At 69.7% G+C, this 22,986-nt stretch carries 17 protein-coding genes; 5 read left to right on the top strand and 12 right to left on the bottom strand.

Annotation, left to right across the window (positions count from 1 at the left end; translation table 11 throughout):
• Positions 1–130: 130 nt before the first annotated feature.
• The 11 genes from ACQP1K_RS08785 to ACQP1K_RS08735 form a co-directional block, all read right to left on the bottom strand.
• Entirely contained in the window at positions 131–385 is a 255-nt protein-coding gene (locus ACQP1K_RS08785; protein ID WP_433500369.1) for a hypothetical protein, read from the bottom strand.
• A 63-nt stretch (positions 386–448) separates the two neighbouring features.
• Positions 449–2,284 carry a hypothetical protein gene (locus ACQP1K_RS08780; RefSeq protein WP_433500368.1) on the bottom strand — a complete coding sequence of 612 codons (1,836 nt, stop codon included), beginning with the start codon at positions 2,282–2,284 and terminating at the stop codon, positions 449–451.
• 24 nt (positions 2,285–2,308) lie between these two features.
• Positions 2,309–3,757 carry a protein kinase domain-containing protein gene (locus ACQP1K_RS08775; protein ID WP_433500367.1) on the bottom strand — a complete coding sequence of 483 codons (1,449 nt, stop codon included), beginning with the start codon at positions 3,755–3,757 and terminating at the stop codon, positions 2,309–2,311.
• Positions 3,758–5,287 carry a protein kinase domain-containing protein gene (locus ACQP1K_RS08770; RefSeq protein ID WP_433500366.1) on the bottom strand — a complete coding sequence of 510 codons (1,530 nt, stop codon included), beginning with the start codon at positions 5,285–5,287 and terminating at the stop codon, positions 3,758–3,760.
• A gap of 52 nt (positions 5,288–5,339) precedes the next feature.
• The gene (locus tag ACQP1K_RS08765) at positions 5,340–5,651 is read right to left on the bottom strand and encodes a hypothetical protein (RefSeq protein WP_433500365.1); all 312 of its coding nucleotides are present in this window, start codon (positions 5,649–5,651) and stop codon (positions 5,340–5,342) included.
• 176 nt (positions 5,652–5,827) lie between these two features.
• Positions 5,828–6,133, bottom strand: coding sequence for a hypothetical protein (locus ACQP1K_RS08760; RefSeq protein ID WP_433500364.1), 306 nt, complete (start codon positions 6,131–6,133; stop codon positions 5,828–5,830).
• Positions 6,134–6,190: 57 nt separating this feature from the next.
• Entirely contained in the window at positions 6,191–9,205 is a 3,015-nt protein-coding gene (locus ACQP1K_RS08755) for a glycoside hydrolase family 3 C-terminal domain-containing protein (RefSeq protein ID WP_433500363.1), read from the bottom strand.
• Positions 9,206–9,246: 41 nt separating this feature from the next.
• On the bottom strand, positions 9,247–10,089 hold the full coding sequence (locus ACQP1K_RS08750; protein WP_433500362.1) for a carbohydrate ABC transporter permease: 843 nt from the start codon (positions 10,087–10,089) through the stop codon (positions 9,247–9,249).
• On the bottom strand, positions 10,086–10,958 hold the full coding sequence (locus ACQP1K_RS08745; protein WP_433500361.1) for a carbohydrate ABC transporter permease: 873 nt from the start codon (positions 10,956–10,958) through the stop codon (positions 10,086–10,088). Before ACQP1K_RS08745 ends, ACQP1K_RS08750 begins: the two co-directional genes overlap by 4 nt.
• 2 nt (positions 10,959–10,960) lie before the next feature.
• Complete coding sequence (locus ACQP1K_RS08740) at positions 10,961–12,271, bottom strand: ABC transporter substrate-binding protein (RefSeq protein WP_433500360.1); 1,311 nt, start codon at positions 12,269–12,271, stop codon at positions 10,961–10,963.
• 22 nt (positions 12,272–12,293) lie between these two features.
• Positions 12,294–14,576 (bottom strand): TIM-barrel domain-containing protein, encoded by a 2,283-nt coding sequence (locus ACQP1K_RS08735; RefSeq protein ID WP_433500359.1) that lies wholly within the window; start codon positions 14,574–14,576, stop codon positions 12,294–12,296.
• Positions 14,577–14,790: 214 nt separating this feature from the next.
• On the opposite strand from ACQP1K_RS08735, the gene ACQP1K_RS08730 reads away from it, so the two are divergent.
• From ACQP1K_RS08730 to ACQP1K_RS08715, 4 genes are all read left to right on the top strand, one after another.
• Positions 14,791–15,009 (top strand): hypothetical protein, encoded by a 219-nt coding sequence (locus ACQP1K_RS08730; RefSeq protein ID WP_433500358.1) that lies wholly within the window; start codon positions 14,791–14,793, stop codon positions 15,007–15,009.
• A 149-nt stretch (positions 15,010–15,158) separates the two neighbouring features.
• Positions 15,159–17,213: a beta-galactosidase gene (locus ACQP1K_RS08725; RefSeq protein WP_433500357.1), complete on the top strand. Its 2,055-nt coding sequence runs from the start codon at positions 15,159–15,161 to the stop codon at positions 17,211–17,213.
• Positions 17,214–17,327: 114 nt separating this feature from the next.
• The gene (gene sigJ, locus ACQP1K_RS08720) at positions 17,328–18,392 is read left to right on the top strand and encodes an RNA polymerase sigma factor SigJ (protein ID WP_433500356.1); all 1,065 of its coding nucleotides are present in this window, start codon (positions 17,328–17,330) and stop codon (positions 18,390–18,392) included.
• A 14-nt stretch (positions 18,393–18,406) separates the two neighbouring features.
• A complete protein-coding gene (locus ACQP1K_RS08715; protein WP_433500355.1) occupies positions 18,407–18,856 on the top strand; it encodes a carboxymuconolactone decarboxylase family protein in 450 nt (149 codons plus the stop codon).
• A 655-nt stretch (positions 18,857–19,511) separates the two neighbouring features.
• Here ACQP1K_RS08715 and ACQP1K_RS08710 read toward each other — a convergent pair.
• The gene (locus ACQP1K_RS08710; RefSeq protein WP_433500354.1) at positions 19,512–21,479 is read right to left on the bottom strand and encodes a DUF222 domain-containing protein; all 1,968 of its coding nucleotides are present in this window, start codon (positions 21,477–21,479) and stop codon (positions 19,512–19,514) included.
• Positions 21,480–22,513: 1,034 nt separating this feature from the next.
• On the opposite strand from ACQP1K_RS08710, the gene ACQP1K_RS08705 reads away from it, so the two are divergent.
• On the top strand, positions 22,514–22,948 hold the full coding sequence (locus ACQP1K_RS08705) for a YbjN domain-containing protein (RefSeq protein WP_433500353.1): 435 nt from the start codon (positions 22,514–22,516) through the stop codon (positions 22,946–22,948).
• Positions 22,949–22,986 lie beyond the last annotated feature (38 nt).

Below are 22,986 nucleotides of genomic sequence, written 5' to 3'. Positions count from 1 at the left end.
ACGACGGCCACGGTCCGCACGCGAAAACCCGCTCCCACGGGCTTTCGCGTGCGGTCGCCGCTTCCTCCCGCTCCGCTCCCACGAACCGGGCGAGCTCGGCGAATCCCCGTTGACGTCGGAGGACGGCGCACTACCGGCTGCCGGCCGCCGTGACCTCCCGGTCCACAATGGCGGTCGACCCCGACTCGCGCGCGCAGTGGGCACAGCAGTACCACCGTCCGTCCACCTCGGCGCCGTGACCCACGATGCGGCATCCGCAGTGCTCGCAGATCGGCGCCATCCGTGTGATCGCGCACTCGAAGCTGTCGAAGACGTGCACCGCCCCCTGGCTGTGGATTTCGAAGGCCATGTCGTATTCGTTGCCACAGACCTCACAGGTAGCCATGGTCCCCTCCATCGGCAGGTAGTCGAGGGGGGCATACCCGCCCTGTTCAGGGCGAACACCCGGCTACAGGGCCCCCAGCACGGTCCGTGTCACGGACCTCGCCCCGGCGGCCGCCTCCTTCGAGTCCATCAGCAGCGAGTCCGGCGCGTTGATCGGCGTGTTCTCCGGCCGGTCGCTGCCCGAGAAGAGCACCCAGACGACCTTCGTACCGTCGAGAACGTAGATCTCATAGCGGTTCGACTGCGCGGTGTCGGTGCGCTGCCGGATGGCCTGGCCGAACGAGTCCTGGCCGAACCCGGGCAGCTTGCGCAGCTTGCCCCACCGGATGCCGCCGATCCCGCTGGACGCCGTCGTCTTGGCCTTGGCCCGCTCGTCGATGAAGCGGTAGCGGGCGGAGTCCGCGTCGGCGAAGGCGTAGACGTTGATGCGGAGGTTCCGCCAGCGCACCTTGCCCTGCCCGATCGGCAGCTTGTCGTTCCACCATTGACACTGCGTGACCGTGGCGCCGTCCTCCACGCTGCGGGCCGCCACTCCCTCGGTCTTCGGCACCAGCGTCTCGACCTGCGACCGCACGCTCACGCACGGCTCCGGCAGCGCGATCAAAGTGGGCTTGGGCGACGGAGTCGGGCTCGGCTTGGGCCGCGGCTTGAACGGCATCGCCTGCCCGGACCGCCACGCCGTGACCGACTTACCGAGCTGGCCCAGCAGGTTCTCGACCTCGCGCAGCGCGTTCTCCTCGGTGATGGACTGGGTGGTCTCCGTCGAGAAGATGGCCGCTTCCTTGTCCTTCTGGTTCGCCTCGTACTTCACCTGGAACACCACGTTGCCGACGCGGCCCACGCCCTGCCCGAAGGAGTACCAGTAGTCCTTCTCCCGCGTCCACTGGTACTGGGCGGCGGCCTGCTCGCCGATTCCGGCGAACTCCTTCGCCTTCGAGTAGTAGCGCTCTTTGGTGGACACCTTCTCCTGGTACCTGTACTGCTTCAGCTCACCGTCGAACTGGATGCGCGCGGCCTTCTCCGCCGTGGTGTTGCCGAGCCCCTCATACCGGGACACGTTCACGGTGATCTCGCGGCTACGCCGTTTGTCCTTGTAGGAGATGTCACGGTTGACCCAGCTGCAGGTCCACCTGACGTAGCTGACGATGGCGTCGTCCCGGTTGTCGCGCATCGACGAGTCGATCTTCGCGGCGGGCACCAGCCGCCCGGTCTCCGCCGGGTCGAGCATCGCGCACGCGTCCGTTTTCGACAGGTCGGCGGCGGCCGATGACGTGACCGCCGGAGAGGCGGCGGCCGCGGTCGCGGCCGGCGCGGGGCTCACGCCGCCGTCGCGCACCTTCATCACCGCGAACGTCCCGCCCGCCACCGCCAGCACGGCCGTGATCGCCACGCTCGGGATCACCCAGCCCCGGCGCCGGGACGGGGACGGCTGCGTCGGCGTCTGCCACAGGGCGGGAGCCGGCGGGGTCGGCCCCTGCCGGCCGCCGCCGGAGCCCTGCCACGCCCCTCCCTGCGCGGGCCCTTCCGGCATGCCGTACGGCGGACGGCCGTAAGGATCCTGGCCGTACGGACCCTGACCGTATGGACCCTGGCCGTACGGCTGAGCGGGCGGCGGCTGGATCAGGGGTTGTCCAGGCGGCGGCTGTCCATGCGGCGGCGGGCCGTACTGCTGGGGATACGGCTGCCCGTGCGGTTGCCCGTGCGACTGCCCCTGTTCCCCGTGATCTCGCTGTGGATACTGCCGGGGGTGCTGGGGCGGCTGTTGCCCGGCCTGCGGTCCGCCGGGCGGCGGAGCCGGCCGGCCGTCGGGCGACGCCTCAGGAGGTAGCGGGCCGGACGACTGCCAGGGCAGGGGCGTCTGGCCGCCGGGCCCTGGGTATCCGTCGTCACCGCTGGACATATCGCCTCCTGAAGGTCCGAAAGGTCATCCGAGTCCGACATCGACGAGCTCCGCCGCGCGTACGGCGGTTCGCCGGTCGTCCGGAGCGACCGTCGCTTCGCCCGTCCGGCGGTAGGCGACCTCGACGACGAGGTTGCTGAGCCGGAACCAGACCGTCGCCCCGGCGGTCCCGGCGCCCGGATCCGACTCGTCGCGTGAGAACGCCTCATCCGCTATGCCCGGCTGGTCGTAGAGCACGGCGCCCGCCTCGGCCTGGGCGGCGCGCCGCCCGGCGAGCTCCAGGGCCGCGGCATCGGCCGCCTCCTCCCCCCGGCCGGAGCCGGCGAGCCGGTAGGTCACGGTTATCGTCCGGTCCCGGCCGCTGGCGCGGTCCCGCCACTGACAGCTCGGGGCGAGCCGTCCCGGCACCCCGGCGGACTCCGCCGCCGCGTGATCCATCTGCTCGGGCGCGGCCTGGGCGCCGAACAGCTCGCGGATCGCGGCGGTCGTGAGGCCGCGGCACGGGTCGGGGGCCGTCGTGAAGCGTCCCCCGCCCGAGCCCGGACCCGCCCCCGGTTCGCCCGCCAGCCACCAGGCCCCCAGCCCCGCCGTCACTCCCACGACCAGCACCAGCACGGTGCCGAGCACGAGTCGCGTCGTACGGCCCCGCCGAAGTTCGGCGGGCTCGGGCGCGGCGGCCAGCGCGTACAGGGCCTGCCGTACGACCTGGGGCGGCAGGCGGCGGGCGGGATCCTTGTCGAGCAGGCCGTGCACGAGCCAGGCCAGCTCGGGCGAGGCCAGGACCATCGGCCGCGGCCGGTGCAGCAGCACGGCGGCGACGAGCGCGGCGGCGAGGTCCCGCTCGAACGGCGGCCGGCCCTCCACCGCCGCGTACAGCGTCGCGCCCAGCGACCACAGGTCGGAGGGCGGCCCGTCCGGCTCACCGCGGAAACGTTCCGGCGCCATGTAGGCGGGTGATCCCGCGGAACCGGACGTGACCATGCCGGGCGTGCCGAGCCGGACGGCGATCCCGAAGTCGGTGAGCAGCGCACGGCCGTCCGGCGCGATCAGCACGTTGGCGGGCTTCACATCGCGGTGCAGGATCCCTCTGGCGTGCGCCGCCTCCAGCGCGTCGAGCACGGAAAGCCCGATCTCGGCCACCCGCCGCACCGGGAGCGGCCCGTCCTCGCGGATCACCCTGTCGAGCGATCGACCGGGCACCAGGTCCATCACGATCCACGGCAGCCCCCCGTGCCGGACCACGTCGTGGATCATCACGATCGACGGGTGGCTGAGCCGACCCGCCGCCCGGGCCTCGTAGATCGCCCGGTCGGTGAACTCGGCCAGCTCCGCCTCGCCGAGCCCGGACGGGACGCGGACCTGCTTCATCGCGACCTCGCGGCGCAGCAGTTCGTCGGTGGCCCGCCAGACGATGCCGCCACCGCCCTCGCCGAGTGCTTCGACGAGGCGGTAGCGGCCGGCCAGCAGTTCCATTCAGGCCAGCCCTCGAAGCCCTTCGGTCGCCAGCCTGGCCGCCTCCGTCGTGCGCCGTCGCAGGCCCTCGACCGATCCGGCGTCGAGGTCGGCGTACTGGAAGCGGGCCACGAGATCGCCGAGGCGGAAGTAGACCTCGGACGCCTGGGCCGCGCCCTCCGGTCTGGTGATGTCGGCGGTGAACGCCTCGTCGCCCACGCCCTCGGCCGGCCGGGCGGCGGACACGATGACGGCGGTCTTGCGGTCGACGCCGACCTCGTACCAGATCCAGTGGCCGTCCCGTGGGGCAGAGCCGTACTGCCGGCGCAGGCCCGCCAGGAGGGTCCGGGCCGAGTCGAGCGTGAGCGCCCACGGCTCGGGGGTGTCGGAGTCGGTCTGGGCGGTCAGGGAGATCCCGGCGCCGGTGACGGTCCACTGGCACTCATCGCCCGACGCACGGCCCTCCGGCGGCGTGGCGGTGCCGAGCACCCGCCCGACCTGCTCCGGAGTCAGCGCGCGGCACAGGTCGACCTTCCGGGAGAAGGTCGGCGACACCGGGCGGGCCGCCGCCTCCGCGCCGCCGTCGTTTCCGCCGTCGTCGAGGACGAGGACGGCGGCGGTCGCGGCCACCGCCACGGCGGTCACCGCAGCGGCCACGCCGATCCACCGGCCGGCGCGCCTCCGGTCCGGCCTCGTCGGCACCGGCCGGATCTCCGGGGCGTCGCCGGCCGCGATCCGCCGGAGGAGATCCAGCGCCGCGGCGGCGTCCGGCCGGGCGGCCGGATCCCGGGCCAGCATCCACATCAGCAGCGGCCCGAGCGGGCCCGCCAGCCGCGGCGGCCGGGGATCGCGCGTCAGCGTCGCCGCGATCACCTCCGCCGGCGACTCCTGCGAGGAGGAGCGGTACGGCGAGCCGCCCTCGACGGCGGCGTACAGCGTCGCGGCGAGCGACCACAGGTCGGCGGCCGGACCGCCCGGCTCGCCCGACAGCCGCTCCGGGGCGATGAAGCCCGGGGAGCCGACGAGCAGTCCGGCCTCGGTCAGCGCTGTCCGGTCGGCCGGGCGGGCGATGCCGAAGTCGGTGAGCACGACGCGGCCTCCGTCGGCGAGGAACACGTTTCCCGGCTTGACGTCCCGGTGCTGCACGCCACGGGAGTGCGCCTCCGACAGCGCCTCCAGCACCCGGGCGCCGATGTCCGCCACCAGCGGGGGCGCCATCGGCCCGTAGGTCGAGATCTCCTCGGACAGGTCGTGACCGTGCAGCAGCTCCATGACGATCCAGGGCTTGCCGTCGTGTACGAGCACGTCGTGCACGGCGACGATCCCGGGATGGCGGACGCGCGCGGTGACCTCGGCCTCCCGCATGACCCGCGCGACCCGTTCCGCGCGTTCCCGCTCGGGCAGCCCGTCGGGCACCCGCAGTTCCTTGACCGCGACCTCGCGATCGAGCAGGACATCCCTTGCCAGCCAGACCGTGCCCATGCCACCGGAGCCGAGGGGCCGCAGCAGGTGATATCGCGAGGCCGGCGTCTCCCCCAGCGATTCGGCCATATCGGGGAGAATAGCGAACCTTTAATCGACCCGCTCTCTGAGAGGATTTCCGTTACCTCCCCTTTGCCCGGCCTGTGCCTGAAGGAAGCTCCAGCGAGACGGTGCTCCCGTCGCCCGGCTCCGACACGAAGGTGAGGACACCGCCCAGGCCCCCCACCCGTCGGCGCAGGCCGTCAACCTTCGGCAGCGCGTGCGGGCTGTAGCCGCGCCCATCGTCGCCGACCGCCGGCCGGACCGTGCCGCCGACGGTCAGCGCGCTCGACACAGGGCCGGGATCCCGCGTCGCGGACAGCGCCGGGGTTTCGCAGACGAGCCGGGCGACCTCGTCGGTGACCGCACTCGACGAGTCGGGCGGCGCCCTCACCCCAGCCGGCGATGACGGACTCGACCACCGCCCGCAGCCCGAAGCCGGCGGCTTTCGACCGAGACTCCTGTCTACCGAGAGAAAGCTTCCTCGAAGAACCCTGGCCACGCGGGATCACGAAGCCTCGCAGATGTGTGATTTCGGATTTGTTCGTTCACGGGTTCGGACGATAGCGATCATGGTCTGTCTTTCCGATCGAATTCAAGGACGATGACACCCTCGGTTCCGACGCGTGCACGCACGCTTTTGATCACCTTCGCCAATTGCGGGTCTTCGAACTCATCAACCTGGAAAGACTCGAACCGGGTCAGGGACAGCTCCGTATCCTCCCAGCGGTCCGACCTCATCGACACCCAATCGGGCAGTCGTTCTGTGTCGACCATCCAGCTACGATCTCTGAGTAGGGCAACTGCCCTTTCCAATACCTCCCTGCTTTCCGGGACTCTCATGTCGGCGACCATGACGTCCGTAACCGCCGTCACACCATCCCATTTCTCCGGCGCGTCACCGCCGGAAGGAGCCCGTTCCCGTGTCCGTACTCAGCGGAGGGCGAGGTCCCTGATCCTCAGGTCGCCCCTGAACACGAGGTAGAGGTCCTTGATGCCGGAGGCGCCGGTCACCGGAGCGGTCGCCGTACCCCAGGCGTAGACGCCGCCGGTCGCGCCGACCGGAACCGTGGCGATCAGCTTGCCGGTCGGCGAGCCGGCGCGCAGCTCGATGGAGCCGCCACTGGCAGCGGCCACACCCGCCGTCACGCCGGCCGGGCGGCCTCTCAGGTCGGCGTCACGGAAGACGATCCAGTCGCCCGCCGTCCCGCCGACGGCGTCGCCGCGCGCCTTGGTCTCGTCGACCAGGTCGACGCCCGAGTAGTCGTCGAAGTCGATCGCCCTGGTGGTCTTCGACAGGTCGCGCGGCGGGATCCGCTCGCCCTTGACGGCGATCGTCGTCCGCTGCCGGATGTGCGCCGACGACGAGCCGACCATGACATCGTGCGGGGAGGTCTCGACCGTCCACTTGTTCCGTGTGACGTCCCACAGCGCCAGATCTGCGCGGTCGAGCCGGAAGGTGACCGTCTTCGTCTCGCCCGGGGCCAGCGTCAGCCGCTGGAAGCCGCCGAGCCGCTTGACCGGTTGCGTCACCCGGGAGGTCCGCTGGTGCGTGTAGAGCTGGACGACCTCGTCGCCGGCCCGGTCGCCCGTGTTGGTCACCTTCACACCGACCTCCCACCCGTCGCCCTTGGGCGTGGCCCGCAGCCCCTGGTAGCCGAACGTCGTGTACGACAGTCCGTGTCCGAACGGGTAGAGCGGCGCGCCGCGGTAGTAGAGGTACGTGTGGCCGGTCTTGGTGATGTCGTAGTCGAGGATGTCCGGCAGGTCGGCGTCGGACCGATACCAGGTCTGGGTGAGCCGCCCGGCCGGGTTGACGTCGCCGAAGAGCACGTCGGCGAGGGCACGGCCGGTCTCGGCGCCCGCGTGGGTGGTCCACAGCAGCGAGGCGACCTCGTCCTCCACCTTCCGCATGGTCGTCGGGTAGCTGTCCTCCAGGACGATCACCGTGTTCGGGTTCGCCTCGACGACGGCGGCGATCAGATCCTGCTGGGCCTCGCCGAGCTCGAGGCCGTCGCGGTCGTGGTTCTCCCGGCCCGCGACGAACGGGTTGCTGCCGACCACCACGACGGCCGCGTCCGCGTCTCTCGCGGCGGCCGCCGCCGTGTCGGCACCGCTGATGACGATCTCCCTGGCGAAGTGGGCCGCCTCGGCCTTCGATCCCATGCCCAGCGTGCCGTCGGCGCCGACGGTCACGTAGTGCTCGGGGATCCACCACCACGACTCGTCGACCTCGTATCCGGCGTACCGGATCAGGTAGGTCCCGTCGTCCTGCCGCTCCAGCCGGAACTGCTGCTGCACGTACCACCCATCCGGATTGTCGGAGTTGGCGAGGAACGTACCCCAGTTGCCGGTGAGCAGCTTGCCGTTGCCCACGTTGCGCAGCGTTGACACGCCGTCGGTCCAGTCCGTGACGTCGAACTGCGACGCCTCGGTGGGCGCTGTGTCGGACGCGACGACCGCGTCGGCGGCGCCGGTCACCGTGACGTACTTCCCGCTGGCCACGTCCCTGAGCGCGACCCGGTCGAGCGCGTCGGCTCCGGTCACGGTCGCCCCGCCGCCGAGCCGCTCCCTGATCCCGTCGAGAGGCGTCACCTGGTACGGCATCCTGCCGCTGTACCAGTCGGTGAACAGCGTGTCCTGCAGCGGGCCGACCACGGCGATCTTCTTGGTCGTGGCCGGGTCGAGCGGAAGGATCGGCCCCGGCTTCTTCTTCGCCGGGTTCTCCGCGGAGTTCTTCACCGGGTTCTCCGCGGGAGGCCGCTTCTTCGGCGCCGCGTTCTTCAGCAGCACCATGGCCTTGCCCGCGGTCTCGCGGTTGAGCCGCTGATGGGCCACACTGTTGATCACATCTTCGGTGATCTTCGCGTACGGCCCGCCGTCCGGGTCGAACTGGCCGAGCCGGAACCGGATCGACAGCGCGTGCCGCACCGACCGGTCGATGTCGGCCTCGGCGAGCAGCCCCCTGCCGAGCGCGTCCTCGATCAGCCCGGTCATCGTGCCGGGCTTGTCGTCGTCGACGGTGAAGCTGTCGATGCCGGCCTTCAGCGTGGCTGCGAACGCCTCGGTCTCGTTGTCGAAGTAGTGCTCGGGATCGGTGAGCGCGTGCGGGGCCCAGGCGTCGCTGACGTTGTAGAGATCCTTGGACGTCCAGGACCGCACGACGTCGTTCAGGTCGGGGTTGACGGTGTTGGGACGTCCGTTGACCAGGTTGTAGGAACCCATCACGCCGGTGGCGGCGTCGGCCGAGATCGCGGGCTTGAACGCGGCCTCGTCGTACTCGTGCTTGACCCGGGGCGGCAGGTTCGAGGAGGTGAGGCTGCGCCGGTACTCGTTGTTGTTGGCCAGGTAGTGCTTGAGCACCGGGGCCGTCTTCAGGTAGAAGGGGTCGTCGCCCTGCAGGCCCCTGCCGTACGCCGTGGAGATCGCTCCGGTGAGCAGCGGATCCTCGGAGTATCCCTCCTCGTTGCGGCCCCACCGGGGATCGCGCAGCAGGTTCACCACCGGAGCCCAGACCTGGGTGCCCCAGGCGACCGGGTCGGCGGAGTTGTATCCGCGCACCTCGTCGCCCACCGCCGAGCCGACCCGCTCGATCAGCTCGGGATCCCAGGTGCTGGCGAGACCGACCGCCTGCGGGAAGACCGTGCCGCTCGCGAACGTCTGCGCCCAGCCGTTCTTGTCGTCGTTGGACCAGGCCACGCCGTGCAGGGCCTCGGTGCCGTTCTTGTGGTACGGCACGCCCAGGCGCGGGATCGCGGCCTGCGACTGGTGCAGCAGCGAGATCTTCTCATCGAGCGTGAGGCGGCCCAGCAGGTCGTCGATCCGCTGGGCGAGCGGCAGTCCCGGGTCGCGGAACGGGAGATCCTCGGCCGCCCGCGCCGGGGTGGTGCATAATCCGGCGGCCAGGGCGAGCGCGGCCGCCACCCCAAGGGATCGTCGAAGGGGCATGTCGCCTCCAGGTCAGGTGGATGGCTCGGGGTGATTCCGGGTCACTTGACGGCGCCGACCGTGATGCCCCGGGTCAGCGTGCGCTGGAAGATCAGGAAGAAGGCGACGGCCGGCACGATGCCCAGCAGCGCCGACGCGCTGGACATGGTGGCGTCCATCATCTTGTCCCCCTGCAGCACGCCGAGGGCGACCGGTACGGTCTGGTTGTCGTTGGAGATCAAGAAGATCAGCGGCAGGAAGAACTCGTTCCAGGTCCAGATGAAGAAGAAGATGACCAGCACGGACAGGGTCGGGCGGCTGATCGGCACGACGATCCGCCACAGCGTCCGCCACCTGCCGGCGCCGTCCAGCGCCGCGGCCTCCAGGATCTCCCGGGGGAACTGCCCGAGCACGGCCGACAGCAGATAGGTGCCGAAGGCCGCCTGGATCACCGTGAAGATCACGATCACGGCGAGCTTGGAGTCGTACAGCCCGGCCTGCTTGGCCAGGTAGTACAGCGGATACACCAGGGCCTCCTGCGGCATCGTGTTGGCCACCAGGAAGAACACCAGGATCCACAGCCTGCCCCTGACCCGGCCGATCCCGAGCGCGTAGGCGTTCAGCACGGACAGCACGACGGCGGCCAGCGCGACCGTGCCGCTGATCAGAAAGCTGTTCCAAAGCTTGCGGCCGAAGTCCACCCGCTGCCAGAACTCGACGATCCCGTCGAAATAGACGCCCTGCGGCAGGCTCAGCGGGCCGCCCGAGGAATACTCGGCCGGCGACTTGATCGCGTTCGACGTGACGATCACGAAGGGGAACAGCATCACGACCGCGAGCACGACCAGCGCGGCGAGCACGGCCCATCTTCCGGGAGTCCCGCCCGGAGCGTGGATGGTTCTCACGAGTCACGCTCCTGCAGGCGGAGGAAGAGGAAGGTGACCACCACGATGATCAGTGCGAGCACGGTCGCGATGGCCGAGCCGTACCCGACGTCGGCCTTCTGGAAGAAGTTCAGGTAGGAGAAGTACGACGGCACCATCGTGGCCGAGCCCGGCCCTCCCCTGGTCAGCACGAAGATCGGGCCGAACACCTTCAGCGCGGCGATCGTGCAGGTCAGCAGGACGACGAAGATCTCCGGCCGGATCTGCGGGATCGTGATGTGCCAGAACCTGCGCCACCACGACGCCCCGTCGATCTCCGCGGCCTCGTGCAGCGCGGGATCGGCACGCTGCAGCCCGGCCATGAAGATGACGACCGGATAGCCGAGCTGGAACCACACCATGACCGCCATGACCGTGGCCAGCGCGATGTCGGAGTCGCCCAGCCAGTTGACCTTCAGCCCGAAGATCTGGTTCACCGCGCCGTAGGACGGGTGCAGCATCCAGCCCCACACCACGCCGGCCACGGCGACCGGCAGCACCTGCGGCAGGTAGTACGCCGCGCGCAGCGCGGACGCCGTACGCGTCCCGAACCGCCTGCCGATGTAGTCGAACAGCGCCGCGGCGAGCACGAGCCCGATGATCGTGGGCACCACGGCCATCGCGACGATCAGGCCGACGTTGTGCTGGAACGACGCCCAGAACCGCTCGTCCCGCAGGAGCTTCGCATAGTTGCCGAAGCCGATCCAGGTGGGGGTGCCGACCCCCGACCAGCGGGTGAAACTGGCCGCGACGTTCATCGCGAACGGCACCACGATCACCACGAGGAACAGCACCACGCTCGGGATCAGGTAGACCCAGTAGCCGCCGCCCCGCCTCGCCGGGCGTGCCATGATCAGTTCCCGATGTCGGCGAGGTTGTCTTCGTACGGCTGGGCGATCTCGTCCAGCACCTCTTCCGGCTTCTTGCCGCCGTTGATGAGCTCCTGCACCCCGGCGACGAGCACGTCGTAGTAGCCGGGCGCCGGCCAGTCGGGGTAGAAGGCCAGACCGTCCCGCGACGAGAGCTCGTTGAAGTTCTCGATCAGCTCCTTGCTCTTCTCGTCGGTGATCGCCGACGGGTCGGCGGCGACCGGGATGCCGCCCGAGTTGCCGAGCAGGTTCTGGATCTCCTGCTTCATCGTGATGTCGATGAAGTCGTAGGCCAGGTCCTTGTTCTCGGCCTTCTCCGGGACCACCCAGAGGTTGCCGCTGGAGCCGGGCGCGAATCGGCCGGGCCACAGGAACGAGCCCCACTCGAAGTCCTTGATCTCGGACTGGAGCCGGCCGTACCACCAGCTTCCCGACACCATCATCGGGAACTTTCCGGAGATGAACGCCACGCCCATGTCCTCGGCCTTCATGCCCGCCGAGTCCTTGCCGACGTAGCCCTTGCCCACCCAGTCGGCGAACGTCCGCGCCGCGTAGGAGAGCTGCGGCCCGTGGAAGTCGACCTTGCCCTGGTAGAGCTGGAAGGAGTTCACCCAGGCGCGGTCGGCCTGGTTGAGCGCGAGCAGGTAGAAGAGTTGCTGCGCCGGATACTCGGCGCCCGCCATCGCGATCGGCGTGGTCCCCGCCTTGGCGAACTCGTCGAGCACGGCGGTGAACTCGTCGAACGTGGCCGGGACCTCGACGCCCTGCTTCTCGAACAGGTCCTTGTTGTAGTAGACCATCACGTACTCGCCGTAGTTCGGCACGCCGAACCATTTGCCCGAGCCCATGATGCCGCGCTCGTCGTATCTGGCCGTGGTCTGCAGGGACGGGCTGAGCAGCCTGTCCCAGCCGCGCTTGGCGACCTCGTCGGACAGGTCGGTGAGCAGGCCCTGCTTGGACAGCAGCCCGGCGGTCGCGTTGCCCTTGTTGTACTCCATCAGGTCGGGCGCCTCATCGGAGTTGAGCACCATGCTCGCCGTCTTCTGGATCTGCTCGAAGCCCTTCTCCTCGAACTTCACCCGCACGCCGGGGTGACTCGCCTCGAACTGCTTGACGGCCTCCGCCCAGGCCTTGCCCATCGCGCTGTCCGCGCCCTCGTAGTGCCACAGCGTCAGGGTCCTGGCCTGCCCGGATGAGCCGTCGCCCGCGCCGCCGCCGGAATCGCCGCCGCACGCGGCGAGTGCCAGCGCGGCCGCGGCGAGCACCGCCACCGCCGCGCTCCTGCCCATCTTCATGGTCTTCTCCCGGGGTTTCGTGTTACTCGATGACGACCGGGATCCCGGGGCCGGCGAACTCGACGCCGGCGATCCGCTTGGGCCCGTCGGCGCGGACGACCAGCCGGTCACCGTCCCTGACCGCGGTGACGATCGTGTCGCCGTCCAGGTCGCGGATCGTCGTACGGCTCTCGCGCTCGGGCACGCCGAACACGACGAGCGTGATCAGCGGGTCCTCGGTCACCGTGTCCCCCGGCTCGGTCACCGGGATCAGCGCACCGTGCCGTACGAACAGGGGGATCTGGTCGAGCGGCGGCGAGACCGTCACATAACGGCCGCCGTCGATCGGCTCACCGGTCCAGTAGTCCACCCATACCCCCGAGGACAGGTAGACCTTCCTGGTTCCGTCGGCCGAGATCATGGGGGCGACGAGCAGGTCGGTCCCGAGCAGATACTCCAGGTCCGCCTGCCAGGCCACCGGGTCGTCCGGATGGTCCACGCACAGCGCCCGCATCATCGGGGCGCCGGTCTCGGCCGCGGTGACCGCCGCCGAGTAGATGTACGGCATCAGCCGGTAGCGCAGCCGGATCGCCGCGACGGCGCCCGCCTCCGCGTGCGGCGGGAACTCCCACGGCTCCCGGCTGGTGGTGCCGTGGAACCGGACGAGCGGGGACAGCGCGCCGAACTGCGACCAGCGGATGTAGAGGTCCGGCGTCGGCGTGCCGGTGAAGCCGCCCGCGTCGTGACTCCAGAACGGGACGCCCGACAGCCCGTGCGACAGGCCGCCGCGGATCGTACTGCCCATCGCGGGATAGACGGCGTCCACGTCTCCGCTCCACTGTGCGGGGTGCCGCTGACCGCCGAGATAGGACGAACGCGCCCAGACCATTCCGTGTCCGGCGATTTCCCGGGTGGCCTCCGCGACCGTGTCGTTGAAGAGCAGCGTGTAGACGTTGTGCAGGTCGGTGCCCGACATGCCGTTGAACGCCACGGCGTCGGCGGGCACCCCCTCGGCGAAGTCGGTCTTGAACACCGCCACACCCTCGCGCAGGCGATCGACCAGCAATCCCCGGAACCACTCGACGGCGGCGGGATTGGTGAAGTCGACGATGCCGGAGGCCGCGTGCGAGCCGTGCCAGACGTCCGCGACGTACGGCTCGCCGTCCTGCCGCCGCAGGAAGAAGCCCTTACGCGCCGCGTCGGCGAAGACCGGGCTGAGATGCGAGATGTACGGATTGATCCACAGACAGACCCGGAATCCCTGCTCGCGCAGCACGGCCAGCATGCCCGCCGGGTCGGGGAACACCTCGGAGTCCCAGCCCAGGTCGGACCAGTGCCCGTCGGCCTGCCAGTAACAGTCGAGATGGAGCACGTCACAGGGGATGCCCCGCTCCCTGATCTTCCTGGCACGCTCCAGCACGCGTTCCTGGCTGTCGCGGAAGAAACCCGAGGAGATCCACGTGCCGAACGCCCACTTCGGCGGCAGCACCGGCTTGCCGGTGAGGGCGCAGAACCGGCTCAGCACCTCGGCCGGGGCCGGACCGGCGATCACGTAGTAGTCGATCAAATCGTCCGGCACCACGATCTGCACGGCGCTGTGGGTCGACTGGCACATGTCGAACTCCACCGGCGCACCGCTGTCGACGAGGATGCCGTATCCCCTGCTCGACAGGTAGAAGGGCACGTTCTTGTACGCACGCTGCGACTCGGCGCCGAACGCGTCGAAGTTCCACATCAACGGCCGCTGGCCGCGCTTGTCCAGCGGCGTGAACGACTCGCCGAACCCGCAGAACACCTCGTCGGCCGGGGCGACGAACGTGTCGTGGTACGCCACCGGAACGCCGTCGGCCGTCGACCGGCCGAACGGCAGCGTACGCACCCGGCCGCTGATGTCGGGGCGCGCCGGGGCCTGCTCCACCAGCGTCCGCCCGGCCCGGTCGGTGAACCTCAGATTCCACGGATCGAGCCGCACCTCGGCGCGCAGCGACCCGGCATCGATCACCACCCGGCTGTGTCCGGCCTCCACGGCCGCACCGCCGTACCGGCCGGGGGTGACAAGCGTGATCGCCCTGGCGGAACGGGTGCGCGCGTCCGGATCCTGGCCGAGCCGCACCCTGATCACGCCCTCGCCTGCGACCGTCAGCTGGACGATGAGCGTCTCGTCGGCCGAGGTGTCGGCCTTGAGCGTCACTCCCTGCCCGTCGGAGGCCACCACCTCGGCTCGGGTCAGCGCCGACAGCCCCTCCTCGCCTCGCTCTCGCACGGGAAGCTCGGGAGGGTCAGCCACGAAGTACTCGCGCGCGATCAGAGGGGGTCGGTACGGCATCGGGAGACTCCATCCGGCTCTAGAGGTATCTGAATTAGTTTGCCGACCATCCCAACAAACGTCAACGGTTCGTGCGCGCGACGGACGCCCTCCCCAAACCCCGCCTCCAGGAAATTTGTGGCGATATATTCCCGTTTGTACCTAATCAAGGTAATGTGGCGGCAATACGCTATCCCCCGGCACCCTGGCATGCCCCGGCGCAACTGGAGGTCGTATGGACCGGTTCGTGCACGTGATCCCGCTGGATGACGTGATCAGCCATGAGGGTACGCCGCACTGTGTCTGCGGTCCCGGCGGGGAGCCGGTGACCGCCACGGACGCCGACGAGTCCGGCGGCCTGGGCCCGGGGTGGTCGGCCCCGGCCATCGGGGTGATCTACCGCCACTACGCGCTCACGCCCTGCCGCCGGTGGGAGGCGGTCCCCGAGGCGTGACCCGCCGCGCCCCTCCGGACTCTCCCTGGACACGGCCCCCGCCGACCCGCGCGATCCCCTGGGCCGGCCCCGTTGACTCGGCGATCCGGCCGCACTTAGTTTGATCTCCAGACTAAATGCGGTTGTGGCCGGGACGACGGGAGCGCGCGATGCGGTGGCCCAAGGGCGTCGATGGGCTCTGCTACGGCGGGGACTACAACCCGGAGCAGTGGCCGGAGGACGTTTGGAAAGAGGACGTCACGCTGATGCGGCGGGCCGACGTCAACCTGGTGACCGTCGGGGTGTTCTCCTGGTCGAGGATCGAACCGGAGGAGGGCCGCCACGACTTCGGCTGGCTGGACCGCGTCCTCGACCTGCTCGCCGCGAACGGCGTCAAGGCGAACCTGGCCACGCCCACGGCCGCCCCTCCCCCCTGGTTCTGCCTCGCGCATCCGGACGCGCTGAACGTGACGGCGGAGGGCGTCCGGCTGACCCACGGCAGCAGAGACACCTACTGCGTCAGCGCCCCGCCCTACCAGGAGGCCTCCCTCCGGATCGCCGCGACGCTCGCCGAGCGCTACCGCGACCACCCGGCGCTCGCGATGTGGCATGTGCACAACGAGTACGGCACCGCCTGCCACTGCGACCACGCCGCCCACGCGTTCCGGGCCTGGTTGCGGGAGAAGTACGGCACGCTCGACGCGCTGGGCGACGCCTGGACGACCTCGTTCTGGAGCCAGCACTACTCGGCCTGGGAGCAGATCACCCCACCCCGGGCCACGCAGTACCTGCCGAATCCCACCCACGTGCTCGACTTCCGGCGGTTCGTGTCCGACGAGATGCTGGCGCACTTCCGGCGGCAGCGCGACGTGCTGCGCGCGCTCACCCCGGACGTGCCCGTCACGACGAACTTCGTCTTCGGCGGATGGGTCCCGGTGGACCACTGGAAGTGGGCGCGCGAGGTGGACCTGGTCGCGATCGACGACTATCCGGCCGAGCCGGGCCTCGCGGCGGCCGAGCACACCGCGTTCGCCGCCGACCTCGCCCGCTCCTGGGCGGGCGGCGCCCCCTGGCTGCTGATGGAGCAGGCCCCGGGGGTGATCTACACGAACGGCCGGATGGCGGCCAAGGAACCGGGCGAGACGGCCCGGAACAGCCTGTCCCACATCGCCCGGGGCTCCAGGGGCGTGATGTTCTTCCAGTGGCGGGCCTCGCGCGGCGGTGCCGAACTGTGGCACGCCGGGATGGTCCCGCACGCGGGGCCCGACTCCCGGATCTTCCGTGAGATCGCCGAACTGGGCGGGGTGCTGGACCGGCTCGGCGGCACGGGGATCTCCGGCGCCGTCGAGGCCGACGTCGCCGTGCTCTGGGACTACGACGCCTGGTGGGCTCTCCAGGCACGCGGCCTGCCATCCACCGAGCTCGACTACCTCGACGCGGTACGGCAGGCACACCGGGTGGCGTGGCTGCGGGGCCTGACCGTCGACTTCGCCCACCCCTCGCACGATCTGTCCCGCTATCGGGCCGTACTCGTCCCGAGCCTCTACCTCGTCTCCGACGCCGCGGCCGCGAACCTGCGCGGCTTCGTCGAGCGGGGCGGCACTGTCGTCGTCTCGTTCTTCAGCGGCGTCGCCGACGAGCACGCGCGGGTTCGGCTCGGCGGTCATCCGGCCGCCTTCCGCGACTTCCTCGGCATCCGGGTCGAGGAGTTCCTCCCGCTGGCGGAGGCCGTACGGCTGTCCGACGGGCGGCACGCCACGATCTGGAGCGAGCACGTCCATCTGGAGGGAGCCGAGGCGGTCGCCGCCTATCCGGACGGCCGTCCAGCCATCACCCGCAACCCTTTCGGCGCCGGCAGCGCGTGGTACGTCTCGACCCGGCTCGACGACGAAGGCTACGCCCGGCTGCTGGCAGAGGCCCGGGTTCTGGCGGAGGGACACGTACTGACGGAGGGACACGTACTGACGGAGACCCCGTCACTGGCGGAGGGACAGATGCTGAAGGAGGCCCAGGCCCTGACGCCCGTCGCCTCCGGCCGGCCCGCCCCCGCCGCTCCGCCCGGGGTGGAGATCGTACGGCGCGACTCGGGGCTGCTGTTCGCCATCAACCACACCTCCGAGCGCCACCGCATCCCGATCCGGGGGGACGATCTCCTCACCGGTGTCCTCCTGGACGGCGTCGACCTACCGCCCGGTGGCTTCGCCGTGCTCCGAGAGGACCGGTGACCGGAGCCGGGACGAGGAAAGGCACAGGAGAGGGGATCGGGCGGGTCACGCGGGATTTCACATCGTGGATCACACGGCTTGTCACACACTGGACGGGTGTCTCGTCCTCAAGATGTGAACGACCATGACGTGGACGACGTCGTGCTGGACAAAGCCGTACAGGACGACGTCATGCCGGACGAGGCCGGCACGGGCGGTGTCAGGACCGAAGACGCGATCACGGCGGAGTTCCACCTGCTGCGTCCGCGGCTGCTCGGCGTGGCCTACAGCCTGCTCGGCACAGTCGACGAGGCGGAGGACGTCGTCCAGGACGCCTGGCTTCGGCTGCGTACGGCCGTGGCGGCTCCCGACGGAGGCGAGATCCACGACGTGACCGGCTGGCTCGTCGTCACCGTCTCCCGGCTCGCGCTCGACGTACTCCGCTCCGCCCGTCACCGGCGGGAGGAGTACGTCGGTCCGTGGCTACCCGAGCCGGTCGTGTCCGGATCGGTGCGGTCCGGGTCGATTCCGTACGGATCACCGCAATCAGGGACGATCCGGTCCGGATCACTCTGGTCCGGGTCCTTCTGGTCCGGGGATCCAGTGGAGCGGGTGACGCTCGACGAGTCGATGAGCATGGCCATGCTGGTCGTGCTCGAATCGCTCAGCCCGGCTGAACGTACGGCCTTCGTCCTCCATGACGTGTTCGGCCTGCCGTTCGCCGAGGTGGGAGAGGTCGTCGGGCGCAGTCCGGCCGCCTGCCGACAGCTGGCCACCCGGGCGCGAGCGCACCTCGCGGCCAGGGCTCCCCGTTTCGACGTCGATCCGGCCGAGCACCGGCGCGTGGTGAACGCCTTCGCCCGGGCCTGCGTGGGCGACGACATCCAGGCGCTACTCGCGCTGCTCGATCCGGACGTCGTCTTCCGCAGTGACGGCGGCGGCGTGGTGACCGCGGCCAGGCGTCCGGTCCTGGGCGCCGTCAAGGTCGCCAGGCTGCTCCTCGGGGTACACCGCTTCGGGGGCTTCACCCTGACCCTCGCTCCGGTGAACGGACGACCCGGGCTGCTGCGCTTCCGCGATGGGCGGCTCAACGCCGTCCTGGGAGTCGAGACGGCCGGCGACCGGATCACCTCCATCGACATGGTCCTGAATCCGGACAAGCTCGCGCATGTGAGCCTTACGGTACGAACCACCATCTGAAAAGGAGATCGAAAATGCAGAGAATCGACGTGAGCCGGCTCGCGCCCGAGGCGTACCGCGCGATGTACGCGCTGGAGAAATTCCAGCGTGAGAGCGGGGTGCCGCACTCCACCCTCGAACTCATCAAGATCCGGGTCAGCCAGATCAACGGCTGCGCGTTCTGCGTGGACATGCACAACCATGACGCCAAGAAGGCCGGGGAGACCGACGAGCGCCTGTGGTCTGTGGCCACGTGGCGCGAGGCGCCCTTCTACACGGAGGCGGAACGGGCCGCGCTGGCACTCGCCGAGGAGGCGACCCGGCTGAGCGACCGTCCGGACACGGTGCCCGACGACGTGTGGGCGGAGGCCGCCAAGCACTACGACGACGAAACACTCGCCGCACTCGTGGTGGCGATAGCGACGATCAACGCTTGGAACAGGATCGGCGTGACCACCCGGATGGTCCCCGGCTCCCTCCGCTGATCTCGCCCCGACCGGCGGAACCGGGGAGCGGAAGCGAGAAAGTCAAGCAGCTGTAAAGGGAAAACCAGGAGACAGCAGGCGGTGCGGCGCATAATCTGCTGACGTCACGGAAAGGAGGAGCAACATGAGACACATAAGGATCACCAGGACCCAGAAAACGCACCGCATCAAGGACGTCGCAGGACCCATAGGCCCCTTCCCCCTCCGGAAGAAGGCCACCGGCCCCCACGAGACAGACGGCCGGACGCTGCCCAACGATCTCGATCTCCGCTCCCCTTCGGGGCGACCTCTCCCCTACTGATCACTTTTTACGCTGGCTTTACCCGAACATCGATAGTTATCTTGCACCTAGATAACGAAACCATCACGCTCGGGGGATGATAATGATCAAGGTACCGCCGACTGGCCAGGTCAGGGACATCAGATCCGCGCTCCGCCGCAAGCCCGAGCGGATCCGTGACAAGAAGGTCGTCGATTTGCGAGCCTACCGAGGTGCCAACGTGATCCGGTTCCCCCGGCCCTCCGGCCCCACCTCGACAGCCTGAACTCTTCCATCTCTCAGACTGATCTTTCTCGGCAGGCCGGCCTCGGCGTAGGCCGGTCTGCCGTCTGTCTCGTCGGCCCATCCGCCGAGCGTTCGGCCCGTCGCAGTTCCTCATGGGCCCGGAACCTCCGCGAGTGTCCTACAAGTACGTCCCGCACGCTCAGCCACGGGCTCCTGCTCTGTTTCGCCCCAAGAGCCACCGGCTGTCGTCATGCCACGTTGGTGTTTTCTGGTGGGTGAGGGGCCGATGTAGGTGAATTCCCAGCGGTCGGGGCCGATTTGGCGGCGTCGGTAGCGGTCGGGGTGCAGGTAGCGGTCGCGGTTGTGGAATTGGCAGGCGGGGCCGAGTCTGGCCAGGTCGGTGTGGCCGCCTTCGCTCCAGTTGTCGAGGTGGTCGATCTGGCACATGTTCGCCGGGAGCGGGCAGCCTTTCACCCAGCAGGTGTCGTAGCGGGCGGCGATGGCGCGGCGTTGGGCGGGGGTGGCCAGGCGGGTTTTGCGGCCCATGTCCAGGACCTGTCCGTCGGCGTTCATGACCAGGCGGACGAGGGTGGAGGTGCGGGCCAGGCGGTGGATGTCGGTGATCGGCAGCAGGTGTCCGGTGGACAGCAGCAGCCCGGGCAGGGTGCGCAGCACCGACTGCCACCGCCGGTCCCCGGCCTCGCAACCGGTTTCCCCGGACCCGCCGGTGTTCGCACCCCCGGCGTCCACGTTTCCGGTTCCGGTCTCGGCGGGAGTGCTGGGTTTGTCACCGGTCCCGGGGGCAGGGTCGACGGGGGCCCGGCGTGGTTCGGCTGACCTCTCGGTGGGTTGCCCGGGGTCCTGTCCGCAGGGGGGATCATCGCCTGGAGCGGCGTCCCCCTGGCCGTCTCCACGGCCGCCTCCGTGGCCGGTCCCGGGAAGGGCCCCGGGAATGAACCCGGAAGCAGGCTCGGGAGCGGGGTCGGGCGTGTGACCAGGGCCGGGGTCCCCACCGGGGTCCTCGCGGGTCTCCGGGCCGGTCACACGCGCCGGGCCATCGCTCCGGACGGTGTCACCCGACGTGGCGTCACCGGGAGCGACATCATCGGACGCGGTGCCGTCGAGAGCGGCATCGCCGGGCTGGGCGTCACCGGGCGCGGCATCACCGGGCGCGGTGCTGTCGGGAGCGGCATCGCCGGGCTGGGCGTCGTCAGACGCGGTGTCGCCGAGCCTCGCGTCGTCGGGCGTGGCGTCCTCGGACGAGCTGTCTGTGGGCGGGATATCGCCGGGTGGGGTGTCGTCGGGTGCGGACTCGCTGGGAGTGGTGCCGTGAGGGGTGGGGTCGTCGGGGAGGGATTCGGCGTTGATCAACACCAGGAGTTCGGTGGTGATCTGCTGTTCCAGCAGCGCGATCAGCGCGTCGGCGTTGCGGACCCGCAGCGGCCGGTCATCCCCCTGCGCCTTAGGTTTGGCGTAGGCGTCCAGCAGCGCCCGCAGCCGGGCGGCGGCCTCCCGCGGCAGACGGAACTCCCCCTCCACCCCACCGGCATCGGTCTCCCGCACCAGCAGGAACCGGGCATCGAAATCGGCACCGGCATCCCGGAGCTCCCCATCGGGGTCCAGCACCGCGCGGAGATACCGTCCCGCTTTGGCGATCTCCTGCGGGCCGGCCGAGCCGGCAAGCTCCAGCAGGATCGTCTCGGCCTTGACCGCGTCCGCATCACTGAGCCCGGTGGTGGCCGCGCAGATCGCCGAGACCACCGCCTCGGCCAGGTTCCCGGCGGCGAAGCGTGCCCGCACCTCAGGCAGGCGTTCCAGCTCGACGCCCAGGGCCACCGTGCGGTGAGCCGCCCGGCGGCTCATCCCGCACACCGACCGCAGCCACGTCCTCGTCGAGGCGTGTCCCGCCTGCCGGGCCGCCCCGGCCGCGTGCACCCGCCCGGCACGCAAAGCGATCGCCGCCTCCAGCCGGTCCCGCGCGAACGCCAGCTCCTCCAGCTGCGCCAGGCACACCTCCACCGCCTCCGGGACAGGAGTCACCGCCACCGCCAGCGCGGCCTCCCGCACCTGACTCACCAACGGCCACGACAACACCCCGTCCACATCCACCGCGCCCACCGCGTCCGTGGAACCCGCCGCACCCCCATCGCCCAGGCCGTCCGAAGAACCACCTGAGGAACCGCTCGAAGAACCGTCCGGAGCGTCACCCGAGGCACCATCGGAAGGGGCGTCCGAGGTGCCGTCCGCGACACCGCCCGGAGAATCACCCCCGGGACCGACCGTCGAAGCGCCGTGAGGGGCACCATCGAAGGAGCCGCTGGAAGGGGCATTCGCAGTCTCCGGGGTACGACGTCGGCAGGCGTCATCGTCGCGATCGTCGATGCGCGCCCGGGGAGCGCCGGACATAGGGGCCGTACCAGCGGAGGCGCCATCGACAGAGCCGGCATCACCGGAGCCGCCATGCACCACCCGGCCGGAAGACACACCCTCCAGGAGCGTACGGGCGAGGGAAACAGCGGGAACAGCGGGAACAGCGGGAACGGCGGCGAGCCAGTCGGGCCAGTCGGACCACGACGCGGCCCCTTGCCGACCGCCGGAGGAGCGGGCAGACGCACGCGCCGACGCCTCGGCCCGAACTGCGGCCCACCACTCAGGACCCAGCAGCGACCGAGTCCGGAAAGGCGGCGTACCCGAATCGAACGGCCCGAGTGGCTGGATCAGCTCCGCCGGCTCCATGCTCCCTCCCCCCGTTCCTTGATTTCGAAAGTCTGTCTGAATTCTCTCATGCAATCCCTCGGAATGACAACACATTCCCGAAAGAATTCCAAAGTAAATATGAGAGTTAAATGACACACACCCCAAATGACCGTGATGTCGGATATGGAATGAAAGATTGCATTGAGCAGTCATGCAAGATCGGGAATTACATCCGCCGAGGTGAACGGCGATCGGTGCGAGAAAGTGCAAGATCACGGGACGTGTTTGCCCAGCTCACGAGGGGAGCGTGCGAGAAACTGCAAGATCACGGGGCTGGAGGGGGGAGGGAGGGGGAGGGAGGGGCCAGTTGGGTGGGTGGCCGAAAACGAGGGGTTCGGGACTTCCTCTTCGGCGACCGCCACCCCATTCCCGGCGTGATGGTGCAGGATGTACACGTGGCGCCTTTCACCTCGGTCCTGCAGCCGGATCAGCATCTCGTCAAGGAGATCCTCGACGATCTGGAACTCGATCCCGCCTTCGACTCCGAGGGTGATCTGGCGATAACCACTCCCCCGCTCACGATCTACTTCCTCTTCGGATCGGCGGGCGCCATGTTCACGGTCCGCACGTTCTACACCCGGCGTTACTCGGTGGACGACAAGCGGATCCTGCTCGCCGCCCTGAACGAGTGGAACGCGGACAACATGTGGCCGAAGGTCTACACGTTCACCCGTGACAACGGCATCATCAGGGTCGTCGGCGACTGCGATCTTTACATCGGGGCCGGAGTGACCAGGGAGCACCTGACCACGGTGATCACACACTGGGTGAGGTTCGCGATCAAGTTCCATCGCTGGCTGACCGATCGTCTCGCGTACCAGCTCGACTGAGGCCCCGCCCGAAACCAGCCGACGACATCCTTCTTCCG

Source organism: Sphaerimonospora sp. CA-214678, from assembly GCF_050942215.1.
Lineage (GTDB): Bacteria > Actinomycetota > Actinomycetes > Streptosporangiales > Streptosporangiaceae > Sphaerimonospora.
Note: the sequence above shows the minus strand (reverse complement) of the source record. Positions and strands in the feature narration are given on the sequence as shown.

Coding starts and splice junctions, on each gene's coding strand:
- ACQP1K_RS08755 (WP_433500363.1), bottom strand. CDS start 9,205: ATGCCCCTTCGACGATCCCTTGGGGTGGCGGCCGCGCTCGCCCTGGCC.
- ACQP1K_RS08730 (WP_433500358.1), top strand. CDS start 14,791: ATGGACCGGTTCGTGCACGTGATCCCGCTGGATGACGTGATCAGCCAT.
- ACQP1K_RS08785 (WP_433500369.1), bottom strand. CDS start 385: ATGGCTACCTGTGAGGTCTGTGGCAACGAATACGACATGGCCTTCGAA.
- ACQP1K_RS08735 (WP_433500359.1), bottom strand. CDS start 14,576: ATGCCGTACCGACCCCCTCTGATCGCGCGCGAGTACTTCGTGGCTGAC.
- ACQP1K_RS08745 (WP_433500361.1), bottom strand. CDS start 10,958: ATGGCACGCCCGGCGAGGCGGGGCGGCGGCTACTGGGTCTACCTGATC.
- ACQP1K_RS08715 (WP_433500355.1), top strand. CDS start 18,407: ATGCAGAGAATCGACGTGAGCCGGCTCGCGCCCGAGGCGTACCGCGCG.
- ACQP1K_RS08770 (WP_433500366.1), bottom strand. CDS start 5,287: ATGGCCGAATCGCTGGGGGAGACGCCGGCCTCGCGATATCACCTGCTG.
- ACQP1K_RS08775 (WP_433500367.1), bottom strand. CDS start 3,757: ATGGAACTGCTGGCCGGCCGCTACCGCCTCGTCGAAGCACTCGGCGAG.
- ACQP1K_RS08725 (WP_433500357.1), top strand. CDS start 15,159: ATGCGGTGGCCCAAGGGCGTCGATGGGCTCTGCTACGGCGGGGACTAC.
- ACQP1K_RS08780 (WP_433500368.1), bottom strand. CDS start 2,284: ATGTCCAGCGGTGACGACGGATACCCAGGGCCCGGCGGCCAGACGCCC.
- ACQP1K_RS08740 (WP_433500360.1), bottom strand. CDS start 12,271: ATGAAGATGGGCAGGAGCGCGGCGGTGGCGGTGCTCGCCGCGGCCGCG.